Here is a 15492-nt window from a genome sequence, read left to right as displayed (position 1 = left end):
AAGTGTTAATTAAAATAATTTTCTATCGTTTTGTGATGTTTCTGCTGAAAACTCTTCCGTCTCTCAGCTTCACATGTAAGATATAAACACCCCATTCGTAGCCGGTCATGTTTATCTTTAATCGCTTATTCAGATTTGGGAGATTTTGCTGTTGAAATTTCCAGTGAACTGTGCTGTGCTGGTATAATGAAACCGTTTCAATCAACTCATCCAATTCATCTGTCCAGTCTATTGTTAGAATGTCATTGACAGGCACAGGATATAATCTCATCTGTTTCCAGAAAGTCTTTGCTTCAATAGTTTTATTAGAAACTAATATATTTTCTTCAGCTTTTATTGTATCACTTTTACTTTCGGCAGCGACCAATTCTTTGGAAGCTGATCTTGCGTTGGCATTTGTTCCGCGGTATCTTTGGTTTCCTGCTTCGTCATACTTAAAATAAACTTCAGTCTGGGAATATCCTAAAAAACCAATAAAAAAAGAGAATGCAGATAATACTTTTCTTTTCATATCTAATTAGTTATGAGTTGTCATGAGTTTTTGAACCTCTTTCTTTAACTGCTGAAATTCTTCTGACTGAACTTGAAGAGATTTATTTTCAGATTCAAGCTTTTGAATTCTTTTATTTTGCTCGATAGAATATAGAGTAAGTTCTTCTATTTTTTCTAAAAGCTTTGAATCCATTTCTGCAACATTAATTCCCTTTTCTGATACTTCTTTAGCGGACGGAACATTAGGTAAATGTCCTTTTTCTTTGATATATTTTTCCACTTCTTCAAGTGATTTAAGATTATAATTATCATTAAATACATAATCTGCCCAAACATTTGCTTTAACTTCTACTTCTTTGGCAAATATTTTACCATCAAATCTTGCTGTTCTATTATTTAATACTTTAGCCCACACACCATTAGCGTCATCGCCAAATCCTATATAAGATGAACCATTATTCAAATTATTAGGACTATAAAATATAATGTTGTGTGATTGTCCCAAGTTTCTTAATACAGCATCTCCAGCTAATGCACCAAGTGCAAAGCAATTATTACAATTCGCTTTTGCTATTTGAAAACGACCTAATTGATTTGCTAGTTCTACACTTACATCACCATTTTTATAGATTCTTAAGTTGGCATCAGAATTAAAAGTATCATTTATACCTATTTTCACAGTGCCTGAAGGAGTTTCCAGAACAGCTTTTCGCCAAGGTTGTGATCCATTGTCATTAGTTTTTCTGAACCATAACTCTTGGTCATAAAAATTACCAGCAAATTGCATCCCGTAATTATTTGTCATATTAGTATGTCTCACATCTAGAAGATGCCACCACCCCGGTGAATTATTAGGATAATTAATAGGATTATTGGTTTGATAGAAACCACTTGTGACAGTTGGTGTACCAGCGTTATCTCTGGTTTGAGTATTTGACACTTGTGAATACAATAGTGAATGCATCACAATCCCAACTAAAAGTAATTTTTCTTTCATCTTTATGCGTTTAATTTATTAATAAAATATTAAAATGTTTTGTAAATATAATATTTTATTAATATAAAATAGGTTAATTAATAAAATTAACCTATTTTGTTATAAATGATTTTATAAAGCGGAAAGTCATTTTTGATTTACTTAATCTTTTCCCATTCAAGAGCAAAAGGATATAAATATTTTAGTTCAGGTTTTTTATGTAATGAATCTTCATGATATTTTTGAATAAAATATTGTAGATCCGGATTCTTATTCAATGGTGGGAAGAACATATACCGAGTTCCGCCTTTGAAACCTTTTTCTTTTTCAAAATTTTTTTCCAAAGTTGTTTGTGCTACAGTTTTATATGTCACAAAATAGAATAGAGGTAATAATAATGGCAGTAGCAAATAAATTTTAGGAAAATGATCTAAACCTCTTCCTAAAAGGATTAAAAGAAACATATAAGGAACCAAATGAAAAACATATATATCCGATATATTGTGTTTTATACAAAATGCTAAAAAAGGAACAATTCCTATTATAATGTAATTAAGCACATTCTTATTTTTCAGTCCAAAAAAAATAAAAACAATAAAAAATATAAAATTATATATTAAAAAGCCTAAATTTTTTGCACTGCTTTTTACAATAGTTACAACATTGAAGTTGAAAATAGAATCTTGATAAGCGTTATCAGTAAAAATAGATAAAAACGAATTATGTCCCAATACAACAGGAATCAACAAGATTAAGAATATGAGAATAGTAATTAATCCTCCATAAATAATATGTTTTTTTAGATATCTGAAATTCTTAAAAAGTAAGTAAATATAAAGCGGGATAAAAAGAATTGTTTGTATATGTATCAAAAAAAGCACGCCTAAAAAGATTGACAAGTAATAAAAATATTTAAGACTTTTCTCTTTAAGGAACTTAAATAAGTTAATCAAAAATAATATCACAAACACCAAGTAAAATGTATACACTTCTGTCATAATAGATTGTCTCCAAAAAGTAAATGACAACCCAAAAATCATTATACACATTAAGGAAGATTTTGGAGAAACATCCAATAATCCTAAAAGCTTATGTAAATAAAATAATGATAGTATACCTGAAAAAATACTAACTCCTACAAAAAGAAAATGAGGATTTATAAAAGGTAATATTTTATAAACTAACGCTAAGAAATTGGTATACAAAAAATGATTTGTAGCGTTTGATTCAAAAGTAAATCCGTGATATGCTTGGATAGTAAAAGGTAAACTGTCTCCTAATGCGGGATCTTTTGCTATTGAAAATACATAAACAATTGCTAAAAGTAATAACCAAAATACAATGTTGGTTTGATATTTTTCATTTACTAATTTCATCATTATTTATGTTTTTTTAATAATAATTTCTTATCCAACAATGACTTTACAACAATTTAGAAATGTATTTATTTAAATATCAAACTATTGACCAATAAATAAATTTCATTAAAATGCAATATTTAATTGATTAATGAAGTGAAAATATTACATTTTTATAATTATTTCAAATATACTATTATAATTTAGAAACAAAAACTTCTGAACTCATCTAAAGCCAGAAGTTATATTTCTATGAAAATTATTTATTTCACTTTCTCGGTAGAAAAACCTCCGCCAGCATACAGCGAGCACTTCCGCCGCCGTTGGTTTCAATCGTACTTAGATCTGAAAAAATAATTTCGCAGTATTTTTCGATATTCGAAAGTTGGTCTTGATTTAAAGATTTATAAGCTGTTTCGCTCATAATCAGAAACTTTTCACCATCTTTATTCTGCACCTGAAGCATGTTTCCGGCAAACTGCTGCATTTGTTCCTCGGTGATTTCTATAATTTCTTTTCCCGAGTTTTTAATGGTTTCAATTACTTTGCTTCTTTCCAGATCATCGTCGATACAATCCAGACAAATTACCACAAATCGGTCTGCAACACACATCATAACATTGGTATGATAAATAGGAAGTCTTTCAGAACCAACCGTTTGGTAAGAATGAAAAACGATCGGTGCAAAACCATATTTCTCGCAAAATTCTCTGAATAACTGCTCATCAAGCCTTAAAGAAACTGAGCCATACGCCAACTTATTATCATGATCGAAAATCATACTTCCAGTTCCTTCCAGAAAATGCCCTTGGATTTCCGGAAAAGACCAGTCATCAATTTCAGCCACTTCAAAACCCTGTTTTTTTATACTTTCAATAATATCTTCTCGTCTTTCTACCCTTCTGTTTGAAGCAAACATGGGATACAAAACTACTTTCCCATCATTATGGAAACTCACCCAGTTGTTTGGAAAAATAGAATCCGGAGTGTGAGGATCAACAGTATCTTTAATCGTAATCACGTTAATACCTTTGTCTCGTAACTTTTTAACAAAAGCTTTAAATTCCTGCAAAGCTTGTTCCTGAATATCTAAACCTTCCTGCTCGATCTGAAAATAATTATTTTCCGCCGTTTCCGCATTATATCCGAAAGCAATTGGCTCTATCATTAAAACTGTATCCGTTGTCTGCATCTTTTTTTGAATTAAAAATTAAAGTATTCTCAAATTTTAAGTTATTCTACAAATTATTCCCTAACAAGCGGCATCGTCGAGCATCTCAACAACCCACCCATTTTAGAGATTTCTCTGTAAGGAATTTCTTCAACCGTCATTCCCCATTCGTTTCTCAAATGGTCGTTCAATCTTGTGAAAGCCTGGTCTGAAACGACAATTTCAGGAGAAATAGAGAAAATATTTGGCACCATTTCAAACATTTCTTCGTCTGTAACATGAAAACAATTTTCTTCACCGAAAATATCGATAATCAAACGGTAATCACTTTCGTCTACAAAACCTTTTTCGTAAATAATACATTTATCTTTTCCGACCGGATTGAATGTACAGTCTAAATGCAAAATCCCTTCATACGGAATTTTGTCGTTTTTCTTTAATTCTAAATCAATAATCCTTTTTTTAGGAAAATATTCTTTTAGAATTTCAATGGCATATTCGTTGGTTCTTGCTGTTTTATAATTTCTGTAATCTTGACTGAAACACGTTCCGATAAAAAGAAAATCATCCCAAACGATAACATCGCCGCCTTCAATATGAGCAGTCTCCGGAAGATTAATAATATTTCGCCATGCTACTTTTTCAAAAACATTTTTATAAGCTTCCTGTTCGTCTGCTCTGTCTGCAATTACATTAGAAATAATCATTTTATCATCAATTACAAAAGCTACATCTCTCGCAAAAACCTGATTGTAATCCTTAATAATATCCGGGCGAAGAACTTCTACGTCATATTTTTTTAAAGCAGCTTCAAAAGCATTCATTTCATTGATAATATCTGTTTCTTTCGGATAAATATTATGTTGAATAGAATGGTATGATTTGGCATCATAACTTTCCTCAAGTGTAGGTACCGGTCCAATAGAATTTGGCTGTCCCAAAACGACTGACTTCAGCCTTCCGGTTTCATTTTTAATATTTAGTTTCATAAAGTATTTCTAATGTATTTGCTTTATCCAAGCATTATTTACATAGCATTAACCACAAATATAATCAAACGGCTTTGAAGTGAAAAATTTTTGTTTTTAATTATTATTGCTCCTTTTAGAATAACTTTTGTGCATCTGCAAAAAGCAAATCATTTCATCTGATTTATTGGAATTTACCAGATATAATTAATGTTAATCCTCTATATATCACACACATTATCTTTAATAAAATAAAAATCCCAAAGCATAAACTTTGGGATTCAATTTTATATGATAAAATATGTTATCTGTTTGAAATATCAATATAATCTCTTTTCTGAGCGCCTTGATAAACCTGTCTTGGTCTTCCGATCGGATCGCCTTTCAGTCTCATTTCTTTCCACTGAGAAATCCATCCCGGAAGTCTTCCCAATGCAAACATTACAGTAAACATTTCTGTCGGAATTCCTAATGCTCTGTAAATGATTCCTGAATAGAAATCTACGTTTGGATAAAGTTTTCTTTCTACGAAATACTCGTCTTCCAAAGCAACTCTTTCCAACTGCATTGCAATATCAAGCGCTTTATCCTGAATTCCTAATGCATTAAGAATATCGTCAGCAGCTTTTTTGATGATTTTTGCTCTTGGGTCGAAGTTTTTGTATACTCTGTGCCCAAAGCCCATCAAACGGAAACTATCGCTCTTATCTTTAGCTTTAGCAACCCATTTGTTTACATCTCCACCATCTTTTTCAATCAATTCAAGCATTTCGATAACGGCTTGGTTTGCACCACCATGAAGCGGACCCCAAAGCGCAGAAACACCTGCAGAAACAGAAGCAAAAAGTCCTGTATGAGCAGAACCTACCATTCTTACAGTAGAAGTAGAACAGTTTTGCTCGTGATCAGCATGAAGAATCAATAATTTATCTAAAGCATCTACAACAACCGGATTCATTTCAAATTCCTGATTTGGCATTCTGAAAGCCATTTTGTAGAAATTCTCAACATAATTCAGGCTGTTATCACCATGGTTCAATGGTAAACCTTGAGTTTTTCTGTAGGTCCATGCGCAAAGATGAGAGAACTTAGCAATCATCAGTTCCGCAGCATGATCCATCTGTTCTGTAGAGCTTACGTCAACTGCTTTAGGATTAAATGCAGTAAGTGCCGAAGTTAATGAAGATAAAACTCCCATTGGATGGGCAGAACGAGGAAAAGCGTCAATCAGCCTTTTCATCTCTTCTGCCACGAAGTTATATTTTTTAATATTACCATTGAAGGTATTGAACTGATCTTTATTTGGTAATTCACCTTGTAACAAAAGATACATTACTTCCGTGAAGTTTGATTTTTCCGCAATCTGCTCGATCGGGTAACCTCTATAAAACAATTCTCCTTTGTCTCCGTCTAAATAAGTAATATCACTAATTGTAGCACCTGTATTCTTGTACCCTAAATCTAAGGTAATAAGGCCTGTTTGGTCTCTTAATTTTGAAATATCTATTCCTCTGTCTCCGATTGTGCTATCAACGATAGGATATTCATACGAATTACCGTCGTAATTCAATATAACTTTGTTGTCTGACATTATATATTTATTTATTTTTTTTTAAATCCCTTAAAAATACATAAAAAAACAGCAACCAAAAAATAGTACGCTGTTTTTTTTATATTTAATTATCTTTTGATTTTGAATGCATCTAATCCTGGGAAAACAGCTGTTTCTCCCAAAGCTTCTTCAATTCTTAACAATTGATTGTACTTCGCCATTCTGTCTGATCTTGAAGCAGATCCTGTTTTGATCTGGCCACAATTCATAGCTACTGCAAGGTCTGCAATAGTAGAATCTTCAGTTTCTCCGGATCTGTGAGACATTACCGATGTAAATTTGTTGTGCTGAGCCATTTGTACCGCTGCCATCGTTTCAGAAAGAGAACCAATCTGGTTTACTTTAACCAAAATTGAGTTTGCAATTCCTTCTTTTACGCCTCTTGCTAATCTTTCTACATTGGTTACAAATAAATCATCTCCAACTAATTGTACTCTGTCACCTATTTTATCAGTCAACATTTTCCAGCCTTCCCAATCATTTTCATGCATTCCGTCTTCGATAGAAATGATAGGATATTTGTTTGCTAATTCAGCTAAATAAGAAACCTGTTCACTGCTGCTGAATTGTGCAGAATCTTGTGTCTGGAATTTTCTGTAATCATAAACTCCATCTTTATAAAATTCTGAAGCTGCACAATCTAATGCGATCATTACATCATCACCAGGCTTGTAACCTGCTTTTTCGATTGCCTGAAGCAAAGTATCCAAAGCATCTTCCGTTCCTTTAAATGTTGGCGCAAAACCACCTTCGTCACCTACCGCAGTAGACAAACCTCTTGAATGAAGAATAGCTTTAAGGTTATGGAAAATTTCAGTTCCTTTTCTCAAAGCATGAGAAAAAGAATCTGCTTTTACCGGCATTACCATAAATTCCTGAAAAGCAATCGGAGCATCCGAATGAGAGCCTCCATTGATTACATTCATCATCGGAACAGGAAGTGTATTTGCATTTACACCACCTACATATTTGTATAACGGCATTCTCAGTTCTGTAGCAGCAGCTTTTGCAGCAGCCAAAGAAACACCAAGAATTGCATTGGCACCAAGATTTCCTTTATTGTTGGTTCCGTCAAGATCGATCATGATCTGGTCTAAAAGATTCTGATCAAACACAGGAAGACCTACCAATTCAGGCGCAATTACTTCTCTTACATTTTCTACAGCTTTAGAGACGCCTTTACCCATCCATTCTGAACCGCCATCGCGCAATTCTACCGCTTCATGTTCTCCGGTAGATGCTCCGGAAGGTACAGCAGCACGTCCCATTGCACCACTTTCTGTAAATACATCTACTTCTACTGTAGGATTTCCTCTTGAATCCAAAATTTGTCTCGCTTCTATGTAAGAAATGTAACTCATTTTATGTTTATTTATAGTTTAGACAAATTTAATCAAAATTTAACTTTTTTCATTATATTGGGAGTCACATTTGATCTTTTGTGAGTTAAATTTTAGTTAATTTTACGTTGATAAATATTTCTAAAAAATAAATGATATGATAAAAAAAAGTATTTCATTACTTGTATTGTTCATTGTAATGACCGGATGTAAAAAAGAAGGAAATAAAGGAATTGTAAAATCTGATTCTTCCGAGCAGGTAATTCTTGCTGATAATGGTAAAATAGATTCTACGATTGGCTATAAAGTTGATATAAACGGTAAAAGAACTATAAAAACTGATTATGTTTACAGCGCTACAGACGGCACTTTGGTAAAAGTTGTTTTTAAATATGGTCCTGCTGAACACAATGTTTCTATTACCAACAACAATAAAACTTTTACATTGGATAAGGTAGAATCTACAGGAAGTGAAACTACCTATGAGAAAGATGAAATGAAGGCAAAAGTAAAGGGCGACAGCCTGATTCTGCATCAGGGTGAAAGCATTATAGAACTGGTAAAAACCAAAATTTAAAACAAAAAAAACCGTTCAGAAGTCTGAACGGTTTTTTATTATATCTCTGAAAGAATATTATTCTTCAGTCTTTTCTTCTGTAGAATCTGCTGCTTCTGCCTTAGGCTCTGCAACTTTTTCTTCTACTACAGGAGCTTCAGCTGCTACAGCTTCTTTCTTAGTAGCTGTTGCAGATCTTCTGCTTCTTCTTGTAGTCTTCTTCTCTTCAGCATTAGGATTGTAAAGCTCGTTGAAATCAACTAACTCGATAAGAGCAGTATCTGCAGCATCACCAGGTCTGAAACCAGTCTTGATGATTCTCGTATAACCACCGTTTCTTTCAGCGATTTTCGGAGCTACAGTTCTGAATAATTCAGCAACCGCTTCTTTACTTTGAAGATATGAAAAAACAATTCTTCTGTTGTGTGTAGTATCTTCTTTTGCTTTTGTTAATAGAGGCTCAACATATACTCTTAAAGCTTTCGCTTTAGCTACAGTAGTGTTGATTCTTTTATGCTCAATCAGAGAACAAGCCATATTAGAAAGTAACGCACTTCTGTGAGAAGTTGTTCTTCCTAAGTGATTGAATTTTTTACCGTGTCTCATTATTATTTATTTATCAGCGTCTAACTTATATTTTGCAACGTCGAAACCGAAGTTAAGACCTTTTGAATGCACTAATTCTTCTAGTTCTGTCAAAGATTTTTTACCAAAATTTCTGAATTTCATCAAATCAGACTTACTGTAAGAAACCAATTCTCCAAGAGTTTCTACTTCAGCTGCTTTCAGACAGTTTAGGGCTCTTACAGAAAGATCCATATCTGCTAATTTTGACTTAAGAAGTTGTCTTGTGTGAAGAGTTTCTTCATCGTATTGGATAGATGCTTTCACAGCTTCAGTCTCTAGCGTTATTCTCTCATCAGAGAACAACATGAAGTGATAAATCAATATCTTAGAAGCTTCAGTTAAAGCATTCTGAGGGCTTATAGAACCGTCAGTTTCAATATCTAATACTAATTTTTCGTAGTCTGTTTTTTGCTCTACACGATAATTTTCAACACTATATTGTACTTTCTTGATTGGCGTAAAAATAGAGTCGATCGCAATAGTACCTACCGGCGCATTGTTTGACTTGTTTTGTTCAGAAGGCACATACCCTCTTCCCTTTTCTACGTTAAACGTAATTTCGAAAGTTACATCAGTGTTTAGGTTGCAGATCATCAATTCTGGATTAAGAATCTCAAAACCGTTGATTGATTTGCCTAAATCACCAGCAGTAATTACAGTTTGACCGGAAACTTTAGCAACAACCTGCTCATTCGTCTGGTTTTCTGCTGTAGCTTTTAATCTAACCTGTTTAAGGTTAAGAATAATTTCGGTAACGTCTTCAATTACTCCTGGAATAGTTGAAAATTCGTGCTCTACACCTTCTATTTTGATAGATGAAATAGCGTATCCTTCCAGAGAAGAAAGCAACACTCTTCTCAAAGCATTACCGATTGTAAGCCCGAAACCTGGTTCTAGAGGTCTAAATTCGAATTGACCTTTAAATTCATCAGAGTTAAGTAGAATTACTTTATCGGGTTTTATGAATTGTAAAATTGCCATATTATTGGGTTGAGCAAAAATTTGATTAAAAAATTATTTAGAGTAAAGTTCGACGATAAGCTGTTCCTTGATGTCTTCCGGGATTTGGATTCTCTCAGGAGCAGATACGAAAGTACCTTGCTTTTTCTCATCGTTGAATTGTAACCACTCGTAGTTTGCTTTAGAAGCTAAAGAATCAGTAATTACTTCAAGAGATTTTGATTTTTCTCTTACAGCGATTACATCACCTGCTTTTACCAAATAAGAAGGGATGTTCAGGATTTCACCATTCACAGTGATGTGTCTGTGAGAAACCAATTGTCTTGCACCTGCTCTGGTTTTAGAAAAACCAAATCTGTACACAACGTTATCCAATCTTGATTCGCAAAGCTGTAATAAAACTTCACCTGTTACACCTTTACTTCTGTGTGCTTTTTCGAATAAGTTAGCAAACTGTCTTTCTAAAATACCGTAAGTATATTTAGCTTTTTGTTTTTCAGCTAGCTGAACTGCGTATTCTGATTTTTTAGCACCTCTTCTTTTGTTAGGACCGTGTTGTCCTGGTGGTTGGTTTTTTCTTCTTTCGAAGTTTTTGTCATCTCCGTAGATTGCAGCGCCAAACTTTCTAGCAATCTTAGTTTTAGGTCCAATATATCTTGCCATAATGGGTAAATTCTAAAAATTAAACTCTTCTTCTTTTTGGTGGTCTACATCCATTGTGCGGCATAGGAGTAACGTCAATAATTTCGCTAACCTCGATACCTGAATTGTGAATTGTTCTGATTGCAGATTCTCTACCTGCACCAGGACCTTTCACATACACCTTTACTCTTCTTAACCCAGCCTCGTGAGCTACGTTAGAGCAATTTTCAGCTGCCATTTGAGCAGCAAAAGGAGTGTTCTTTTTAGAACCTCTGAACCCCATTTTACCGGCAGATGCCCAAGAGATAACTTCTCCGCTTTTATTTGTTAAAGAAATGATGATGTTATTGAAAGAAGCTTGAATATGCGCTTCACCAATAGCTTCAACTTTTACTTTTCTTTTTTTAACTACTTTACTTTGTTTTGCCATAATTCCTAACGATTATTTACTTGCTTTTTTCTTGTTAGCAACTGTTTTTCTCTTTCCTTTACGGGTTCTCGAGTTGTTTTTCGTTCTCTGGCCTCTTAAAGGTAGTCCTAGTCTGTGACGTATTCCTCGTTGGCATCCTATGTCCATCAATCTCTTGATGTTCAATTGCACTTCAGAACGCAATTCACCTTCAACTTTAATGTTTTCAGTGATATAGTTTCTGATTGCGGCCAATTCATCGTCATTCCATTCGTTGACTTTCTTATCTTCGCTGATACCGGCATTTTTTAAGATTTCAGAAGAAGTACTTCTTCCAACACCATAAATATAAGTTAAACCGATAACGCCTCTTTTGTTTTTTGGTAAATCAATACCTGCAATTCTCGCCATAATTTAATATTAGCCTTGTCTTTGTTTAAATTTTGGGTTCTTCTTGTTGATCACAAATAGTACACCTTTTCTGCGTACGATCTTGCAATCAGCACTTCTTTTTTTAATTGATGCTCTAACTTTCATTTGAAATATTTATATTTTTTTACTTACAAATGGAATCCTTCGATTTCATTTAATAGCATTTATTTTTTTAACAATAGCCAAATGGAGATCAGAAGATTCCATTTGGCGGTTGTTTTTAATATCTAAATGTAATTCTCCCTTTTGTCAAATCATAAGGAGACATTTCTAGTTTTACCTTATCACCGGGTAAAAGTTTAATATAATGCATTCGCATTTTACCAGAAATATGAGCAATAAGTATATGCCCGTTTTCTAGCTCTACACGGAACTGGGCGTTCGAAAGTGCTTCCGTAATTACGCCATCTTGTTCAATATGTTTTTGTTTTGCCATAAATTAATATCCAGTCGATCTTGATAATTTAGACTGCATTAAGCCATCATAATGATGATTCAGCAGATAAGTGTTAATCTGTTGAACAGTATCTAGTACTACCCCAACCATAATTAGCAACGAAGTTCCCCCGAAAAATAAGGCGAACGCATCTGTCTGAACCAAACTTCCATGCACTATTGCTGGAAGGACTGCAAAGATAGATAAAAATATTGCACCTGGCAAGGTAATTTTCGATAAAATATCATCTAAATAATCTGCTGTTTCTTTACCTGGTCTTACTTTCGGTACTAAACCTCCGTTTCTCTTTAAATCATCAGCCATCTGGTTTACCGGAATTGTAATTGCGGTATAGAAAAATGAAAAGATAATAATCAATAACGCAAACAATACATTGTACTGCCAGCTAAAAACATTTTTGAAACCTGCAAGAAAAGTATTAGATTCATCAAATTTTGTCAATAAGCCCGGTACAAACATTAATGCCTGAGCAAAAATGATTGGCATAACCCCGGCTGCATTCACCTTTAATGGAATCCACTGTCTTGCTCCCTGCATAAGATTTTTGTTTACACCTCCTCTTGCCTGAGCTCTGCTTACATACTGAATAGGGATTTTTCTTACCGCAACAGATAATACTACTGCTAAAAGAACGACCACCATCCAGAATATCACTTCAATAAGGATCATGATAGAACCCAGTCCGCCTTTTCCATTCTGTACTGCTATTTCCTGTACAAATGCTTCTGGTAATCTAGATAAAATACCTACCATAATAAGGATGGAAATACCATTTCCAATACCTTTATCAGTAATTTTCTCACCTAGCCACATTGCAAATACAGAACCTGCTACCAAGATTACAATACTTGGCAACCAGAACATAATAGAATTGGGGTCTATAAGATATGCAGACTGAAACTGAGCATACGGTAAAAACAGACCTGTAATAGATCCCAAATATGATGGCGCCTGTACAAGACAAACTCCGATCGTTAACCATCTGGTGATCTGATTCAAGGTATTTCTACCGGATTCTCCATCTTTTTGAAGTTTTTGAAGATAAGGAATTGCCATTCCCATCAACTGAACGATAATAGATGCAGAAATATAAGGCATGATACCCAACGCCATCACGGAAGCATGGCTGAAAGCTCCTCCCGTAAACGACGAAAGCAAGCCAAGGAGACCTGCTCCTTGCTTGTTACCGCCTTGATCTTTATAATGCTCTAAGAGATCTCCCACTTCTGCAAGGTTAATCGCAGGTAAGGAGATGAAAGATGCGAATCTATACACAAGGATAATACCTAAAGTGAAGATAATTTTATCTCTTAATTCTTTTAGGGTCCAAATATTTTTGAGGGTTTGTATAAATTCTTTCATTAGTAAGTATTATAAGGTAATTGCTTTTCCGCCTGCTTTAGCAATAAGCTCTTCAGCAGATTTAGTGAATTTGTCTGCAGAAATTGAAACCGCAGATTTCAATTCACCTCTACCCATAATTTTCACTATTTCATTTTTAGTAGCTAAACCGTTTTGTACCAAAACTTCTTTTGTGATATCTCCGGTGATCGATTTGTTATCAATCATAATTTGAATATCATCAAGGTTAATCGCTCTAAATTCTTTTCTGTTTACGTTTTTGAAACCAAACTTAGGTAATCTTCTTTGCAAAGGCATCTGTCCACCTTCGAAACCGATCTTCTGAGAATATCCGGCTCTGGCTTTCTGACCTTTGTGACCTTTTGTTGCAGTTCCTCCTCTTCCACTACCTTGTCCTCTACCAATTCTTTTTGAACTAAATGTAGAACCTGCAGCAGGCTTTATGTTGTTTAAATTCATTTTAAAATTATTTTAAAAATTATTTTTGAACTTCAAGTAAGTGACTGACTGCAGCTATCATCCCTAAAATAGAAGGTGTAGCTTCGTGCTCTACAACTTGGTGAAGTTTCTTAAATCCTAATGCTTCAAGCGTTCTCTTTTGGGTTTTTGTTCTACCAATAGCGCTTCTTACTTGTTTTACTTTAATTGTTGCCATTGTTTATTTATTAACCGTTAAACACTTTACTTAGAGAAACTCCTCTCATTCTTGCAATCTCTTCCGGTCTTCTGATGTCTAACAATGCTTTGAAAGTCGCCTTTACCACATTGTGAGGGTTTGAAGATCCTTTAGATTTTGAAAGGATATCATGAATACCAGCTGATTCTAATACCGCTCTTACCGCACCACCGGCGATAAGACCCGTACCGTGAGAAGCAGGTCTCAAGAAGATATCTGCACCACCATATCTGGCAGTAGTCTGGTGAGGAATTGTATAATTCATTACAGGAACTTTCACAAGATTTTTCTTAGCATCTTCTACTGCTTTAGCAATAGCAGAAGCTACCTCTTTAGATTTTCCTAAACCAAAACCGATAGTTCCGTTCTCATCTCCTACAACAACAATTGCAGAAAATCCGAAAGCTCTACCCCCTTTAGTTACTTTTGTTACCCTGTTTACGGATACGAGACGATCTTTAAGTTCTAATCCTCCCGGTTTTACTCTTTCTATATTATCTAGTCCTAACATATTTTCCGAAATTTAATGATTAGAATTTAAGTCCTCCTTCTCTCGCACCATCAGCTAAAGCCTTAACTCTACCGTGATATACGAAACCGTTTCTATCAAATACAATATTTTCGATTCCTGCAGCAATAGCTTTGGCAGCGATAGCTTTACCTACAGCAGCAGAAACTTCAATCTTGGTACCATTAGCATCAACTCCTTTCTCTCTAGAAGAAGCTGCTACTAAAGTTTTACCATCTTTATCGTCGATTAACTGAGCGTAAATTTCCTTATTACTCTTATATACAGATAATCTTGGCAAAACAGAAGATCCAGAGATTTTCCCTCTTACTCTTCTTTTTATTCTTATTCTTTTTTCTAATTTACTTAGTGCCATTTTCTTAAAATTTATTAAGCAGATTTACCAGCTTTACGTCTAACATTTTCTCCTACGAATCTTACACCTTTTCCTTTGTATGGCTCAGGCTTTCTGAATGAACGGATTTTCGCCGCTACCATTCCAAGAAGTTGCTTGTCAAAAGACGTTAAAGTAATAATTGGGTTTTTACCTTTTTCAGTCAATGTATCGATTACTACTTCTTTTGGAAGTTCTAAAACGATACCGTGAGAGAATCCTAAAGCCAATTCAAGTTTTTGACCTGAATGCGAAGCTCTGTATCCTACTCCCACTAGTTCTAACTTCTTAGAGAAACCTTCAGTGGCTCCAATAATCATGTTATTTACTAACGCTCGGTACAAACCGTGTAGCGCTCTGTGTTGTTTAGAATCAGACGGTCTGCTGAATGTAAGCACGCCATCTTCTTGTTCTAAAGTAATTCCTTCTGTAAGCTCCTGAGTAAGTTCTCCTTTTGGACCTTTTACAGTTACAACACCGTCTTTTTCAGTGATGGTAACTCCAGCTGGAATTGTTATAATTGCTTTACCAATTCTTGACATTTTCCTTTGA

General features: G+C 34.3%; 21 protein-coding genes. 1 reads left to right on the top strand and 20 read right to left on the bottom strand.

What is annotated here, in order from left to right; translation table 11 throughout:
* Nucleotides 1-22: 22 nt before the first annotated feature.
* From AC6CHK_RS03560 to eno, 7 genes are all read right to left on the bottom strand, one after another.
* Entirely contained in the window at nt 23-511 is a 489-nt protein-coding gene (locus AC6CHK_RS03560; RefSeq protein WP_498093594.1) for a T9SS type A sorting domain-containing protein, read from the bottom strand.
* Nucleotides 512-517: 6 nt separating this feature from the next.
* The gene (locus AC6CHK_RS03555; protein WP_498093592.1) at nt 518-1489 is read right to left on the bottom strand and encodes a cell wall anchor protein; all 972 of its coding nucleotides are present in this window, start codon (nt 1487-1489) and stop codon (nt 518-520) included.
* A 137-nt stretch (nt 1490-1626) separates the two neighbouring features.
* Complete coding sequence (locus tag AC6CHK_RS03550; RefSeq protein ID WP_498093590.1) at nt 1627-2847, bottom strand: protein O-mannosyl-transferase family; 1221 nt, start codon at nt 2845-2847, stop codon at nt 1627-1629.
* A 247-nt stretch (nt 2848-3094) separates the two neighbouring features.
* Complete coding sequence (ctlX, locus tag AC6CHK_RS03545) at nt 3095-4018, bottom strand: citrulline utilization hydrolase CtlX (RefSeq protein WP_498093588.1); 924 nt, start codon at nt 4016-4018, stop codon at nt 3095-3097.
* A gap of 53 nt (nt 4019-4071) precedes the next feature.
* Entirely contained in the window at nt 4072-4986 is a 915-nt protein-coding gene (locus AC6CHK_RS03540) for a dimethylarginine dimethylaminohydrolase family protein (protein ID WP_498093586.1), read from the bottom strand.
* Between the two features lie 283 nt (nt 4987-5269).
* Nucleotides 5270-6556, bottom strand: coding sequence for a citrate synthase (locus AC6CHK_RS03535; RefSeq protein WP_498093585.1), 1287 nt, complete (start codon nt 6554-6556; stop codon nt 5270-5272).
* 89 nt (nt 6557-6645) lie between these two features.
* The gene (eno, locus tag AC6CHK_RS03530; RefSeq protein WP_498093583.1) at nt 6646-7938 is read right to left on the bottom strand and encodes a phosphopyruvate hydratase; all 1293 of its coding nucleotides are present in this window, start codon (nt 7936-7938) and stop codon (nt 6646-6648) included.
* Nucleotides 7939-8074: 136 nt separating this feature from the next.
* Here eno and AC6CHK_RS03525 point away from each other — a divergent pair, with 136 nt between their 5' ends.
* Nucleotides 8075-8494, top strand: a complete 420-nt coding sequence (locus AC6CHK_RS03525; protein ID WP_498093581.1) for a hypothetical protein — start codon at nt 8075-8077, stop codon at nt 8492-8494.
* A 57-nt stretch (nt 8495-8551) separates the two neighbouring features.
* Here AC6CHK_RS03525 and rplQ read toward each other — a convergent pair whose 3' ends face one another.
* From rplQ to rplF, 13 genes are all read right to left on the bottom strand, one after another.
* Nucleotides 8552-9079: a 50S ribosomal protein L17 gene (gene rplQ, locus AC6CHK_RS03520; protein ID WP_498093579.1), complete on the bottom strand. Its 528-nt coding sequence runs from the start codon at nt 9077-9079 to the stop codon at nt 8552-8554.
* Between the two features lie 6 nt (nt 9080-9085).
* Nucleotides 9086-10081 (bottom strand): DNA-directed RNA polymerase subunit alpha, encoded by a 996-nt coding sequence (locus AC6CHK_RS03515; RefSeq protein ID WP_498093577.1) that lies wholly within the window; start codon nt 10079-10081, stop codon nt 9086-9088.
* Nucleotides 10082-10114: 33 nt separating this feature from the next.
* Nucleotides 10115-10723 carry a 30S ribosomal protein S4 gene (rpsD, locus tag AC6CHK_RS03510; RefSeq protein WP_498093575.1) on the bottom strand — a complete coding sequence of 203 codons (609 nt, stop codon included), beginning with the start codon at nt 10721-10723 and terminating at the stop codon, nt 10115-10117.
* A gap of 19 nt (nt 10724-10742) precedes the next feature.
* Nucleotides 10743-11132: a 30S ribosomal protein S11 gene (rpsK, locus tag AC6CHK_RS03505; RefSeq protein ID WP_034702879.1), complete on the bottom strand. Its 390-nt coding sequence runs from the start codon at nt 11130-11132 to the stop codon at nt 10743-10745.
* A 12-nt stretch (nt 11133-11144) separates the two neighbouring features.
* Nucleotides 11145-11522 (bottom strand): 30S ribosomal protein S13, encoded by a 378-nt coding sequence (gene rpsM / locus AC6CHK_RS03500; RefSeq protein ID WP_219971507.1) that lies wholly within the window; start codon nt 11520-11522, stop codon nt 11145-11147.
* Between the two features lie 9 nt (nt 11523-11531).
* Complete coding sequence (gene rpmJ / locus AC6CHK_RS03495; protein ID WP_007839480.1) at nt 11532-11648, bottom strand: 50S ribosomal protein L36; 117 nt, start codon at nt 11646-11648, stop codon at nt 11532-11534.
* A gap of 115 nt (nt 11649-11763) precedes the next feature.
* Entirely contained in the window at nt 11764-11979 is a 216-nt protein-coding gene (gene infA, locus AC6CHK_RS03490; RefSeq protein WP_034684855.1) for a translation initiation factor IF-1, read from the bottom strand.
* Between the two features lie 3 nt (nt 11980-11982).
* The gene (secY, locus tag AC6CHK_RS03485; RefSeq protein ID WP_498093573.1) at nt 11983-13362 is read right to left on the bottom strand and encodes a preprotein translocase subunit SecY; all 1380 of its coding nucleotides are present in this window, start codon (nt 13360-13362) and stop codon (nt 11983-11985) included.
* Nucleotides 13363-13371: 9 nt separating this feature from the next.
* Complete coding sequence (gene rplO, locus AC6CHK_RS03480) at nt 13372-13821, bottom strand: 50S ribosomal protein L15 (RefSeq protein ID WP_498093571.1); 450 nt, start codon at nt 13819-13821, stop codon at nt 13372-13374.
* 19 nt (nt 13822-13840) lie between these two features.
* Nucleotides 13841-14017, bottom strand: coding sequence for a 50S ribosomal protein L30 (gene rpmD / locus AC6CHK_RS03475; protein WP_007839493.1), 177 nt, complete (start codon nt 14015-14017; stop codon nt 13841-13843).
* A gap of 10 nt (nt 14018-14027) precedes the next feature.
* Nucleotides 14028-14549: a 30S ribosomal protein S5 gene (gene rpsE, locus AC6CHK_RS03470; protein ID WP_498093570.1), complete on the bottom strand. Its 522-nt coding sequence runs from the start codon at nt 14547-14549 to the stop codon at nt 14028-14030.
* Nucleotides 14550-14568: 19 nt separating this feature from the next.
* Nucleotides 14569-14922: a 50S ribosomal protein L18 gene (gene rplR / locus AC6CHK_RS03465; RefSeq protein ID WP_498093568.1), complete on the bottom strand. Its 354-nt coding sequence runs from the start codon at nt 14920-14922 to the stop codon at nt 14569-14571.
* A gap of 14 nt (nt 14923-14936) precedes the next feature.
* The gene (gene rplF, locus AC6CHK_RS03460; protein ID WP_498093566.1) at nt 14937-15482 is read right to left on the bottom strand and encodes a 50S ribosomal protein L6; all 546 of its coding nucleotides are present in this window, start codon (nt 15480-15482) and stop codon (nt 14937-14939) included.
* Nucleotides 15483-15492: the final 10 nt, after the last annotated feature.

The sequence above is a fragment of the Chryseobacterium sp. GQ58 genome (genome assembly GCF_059758895.1).
Note: the sequence above shows the minus strand (reverse complement) of the source record. Positions and strands in the feature narration are given on the sequence as shown.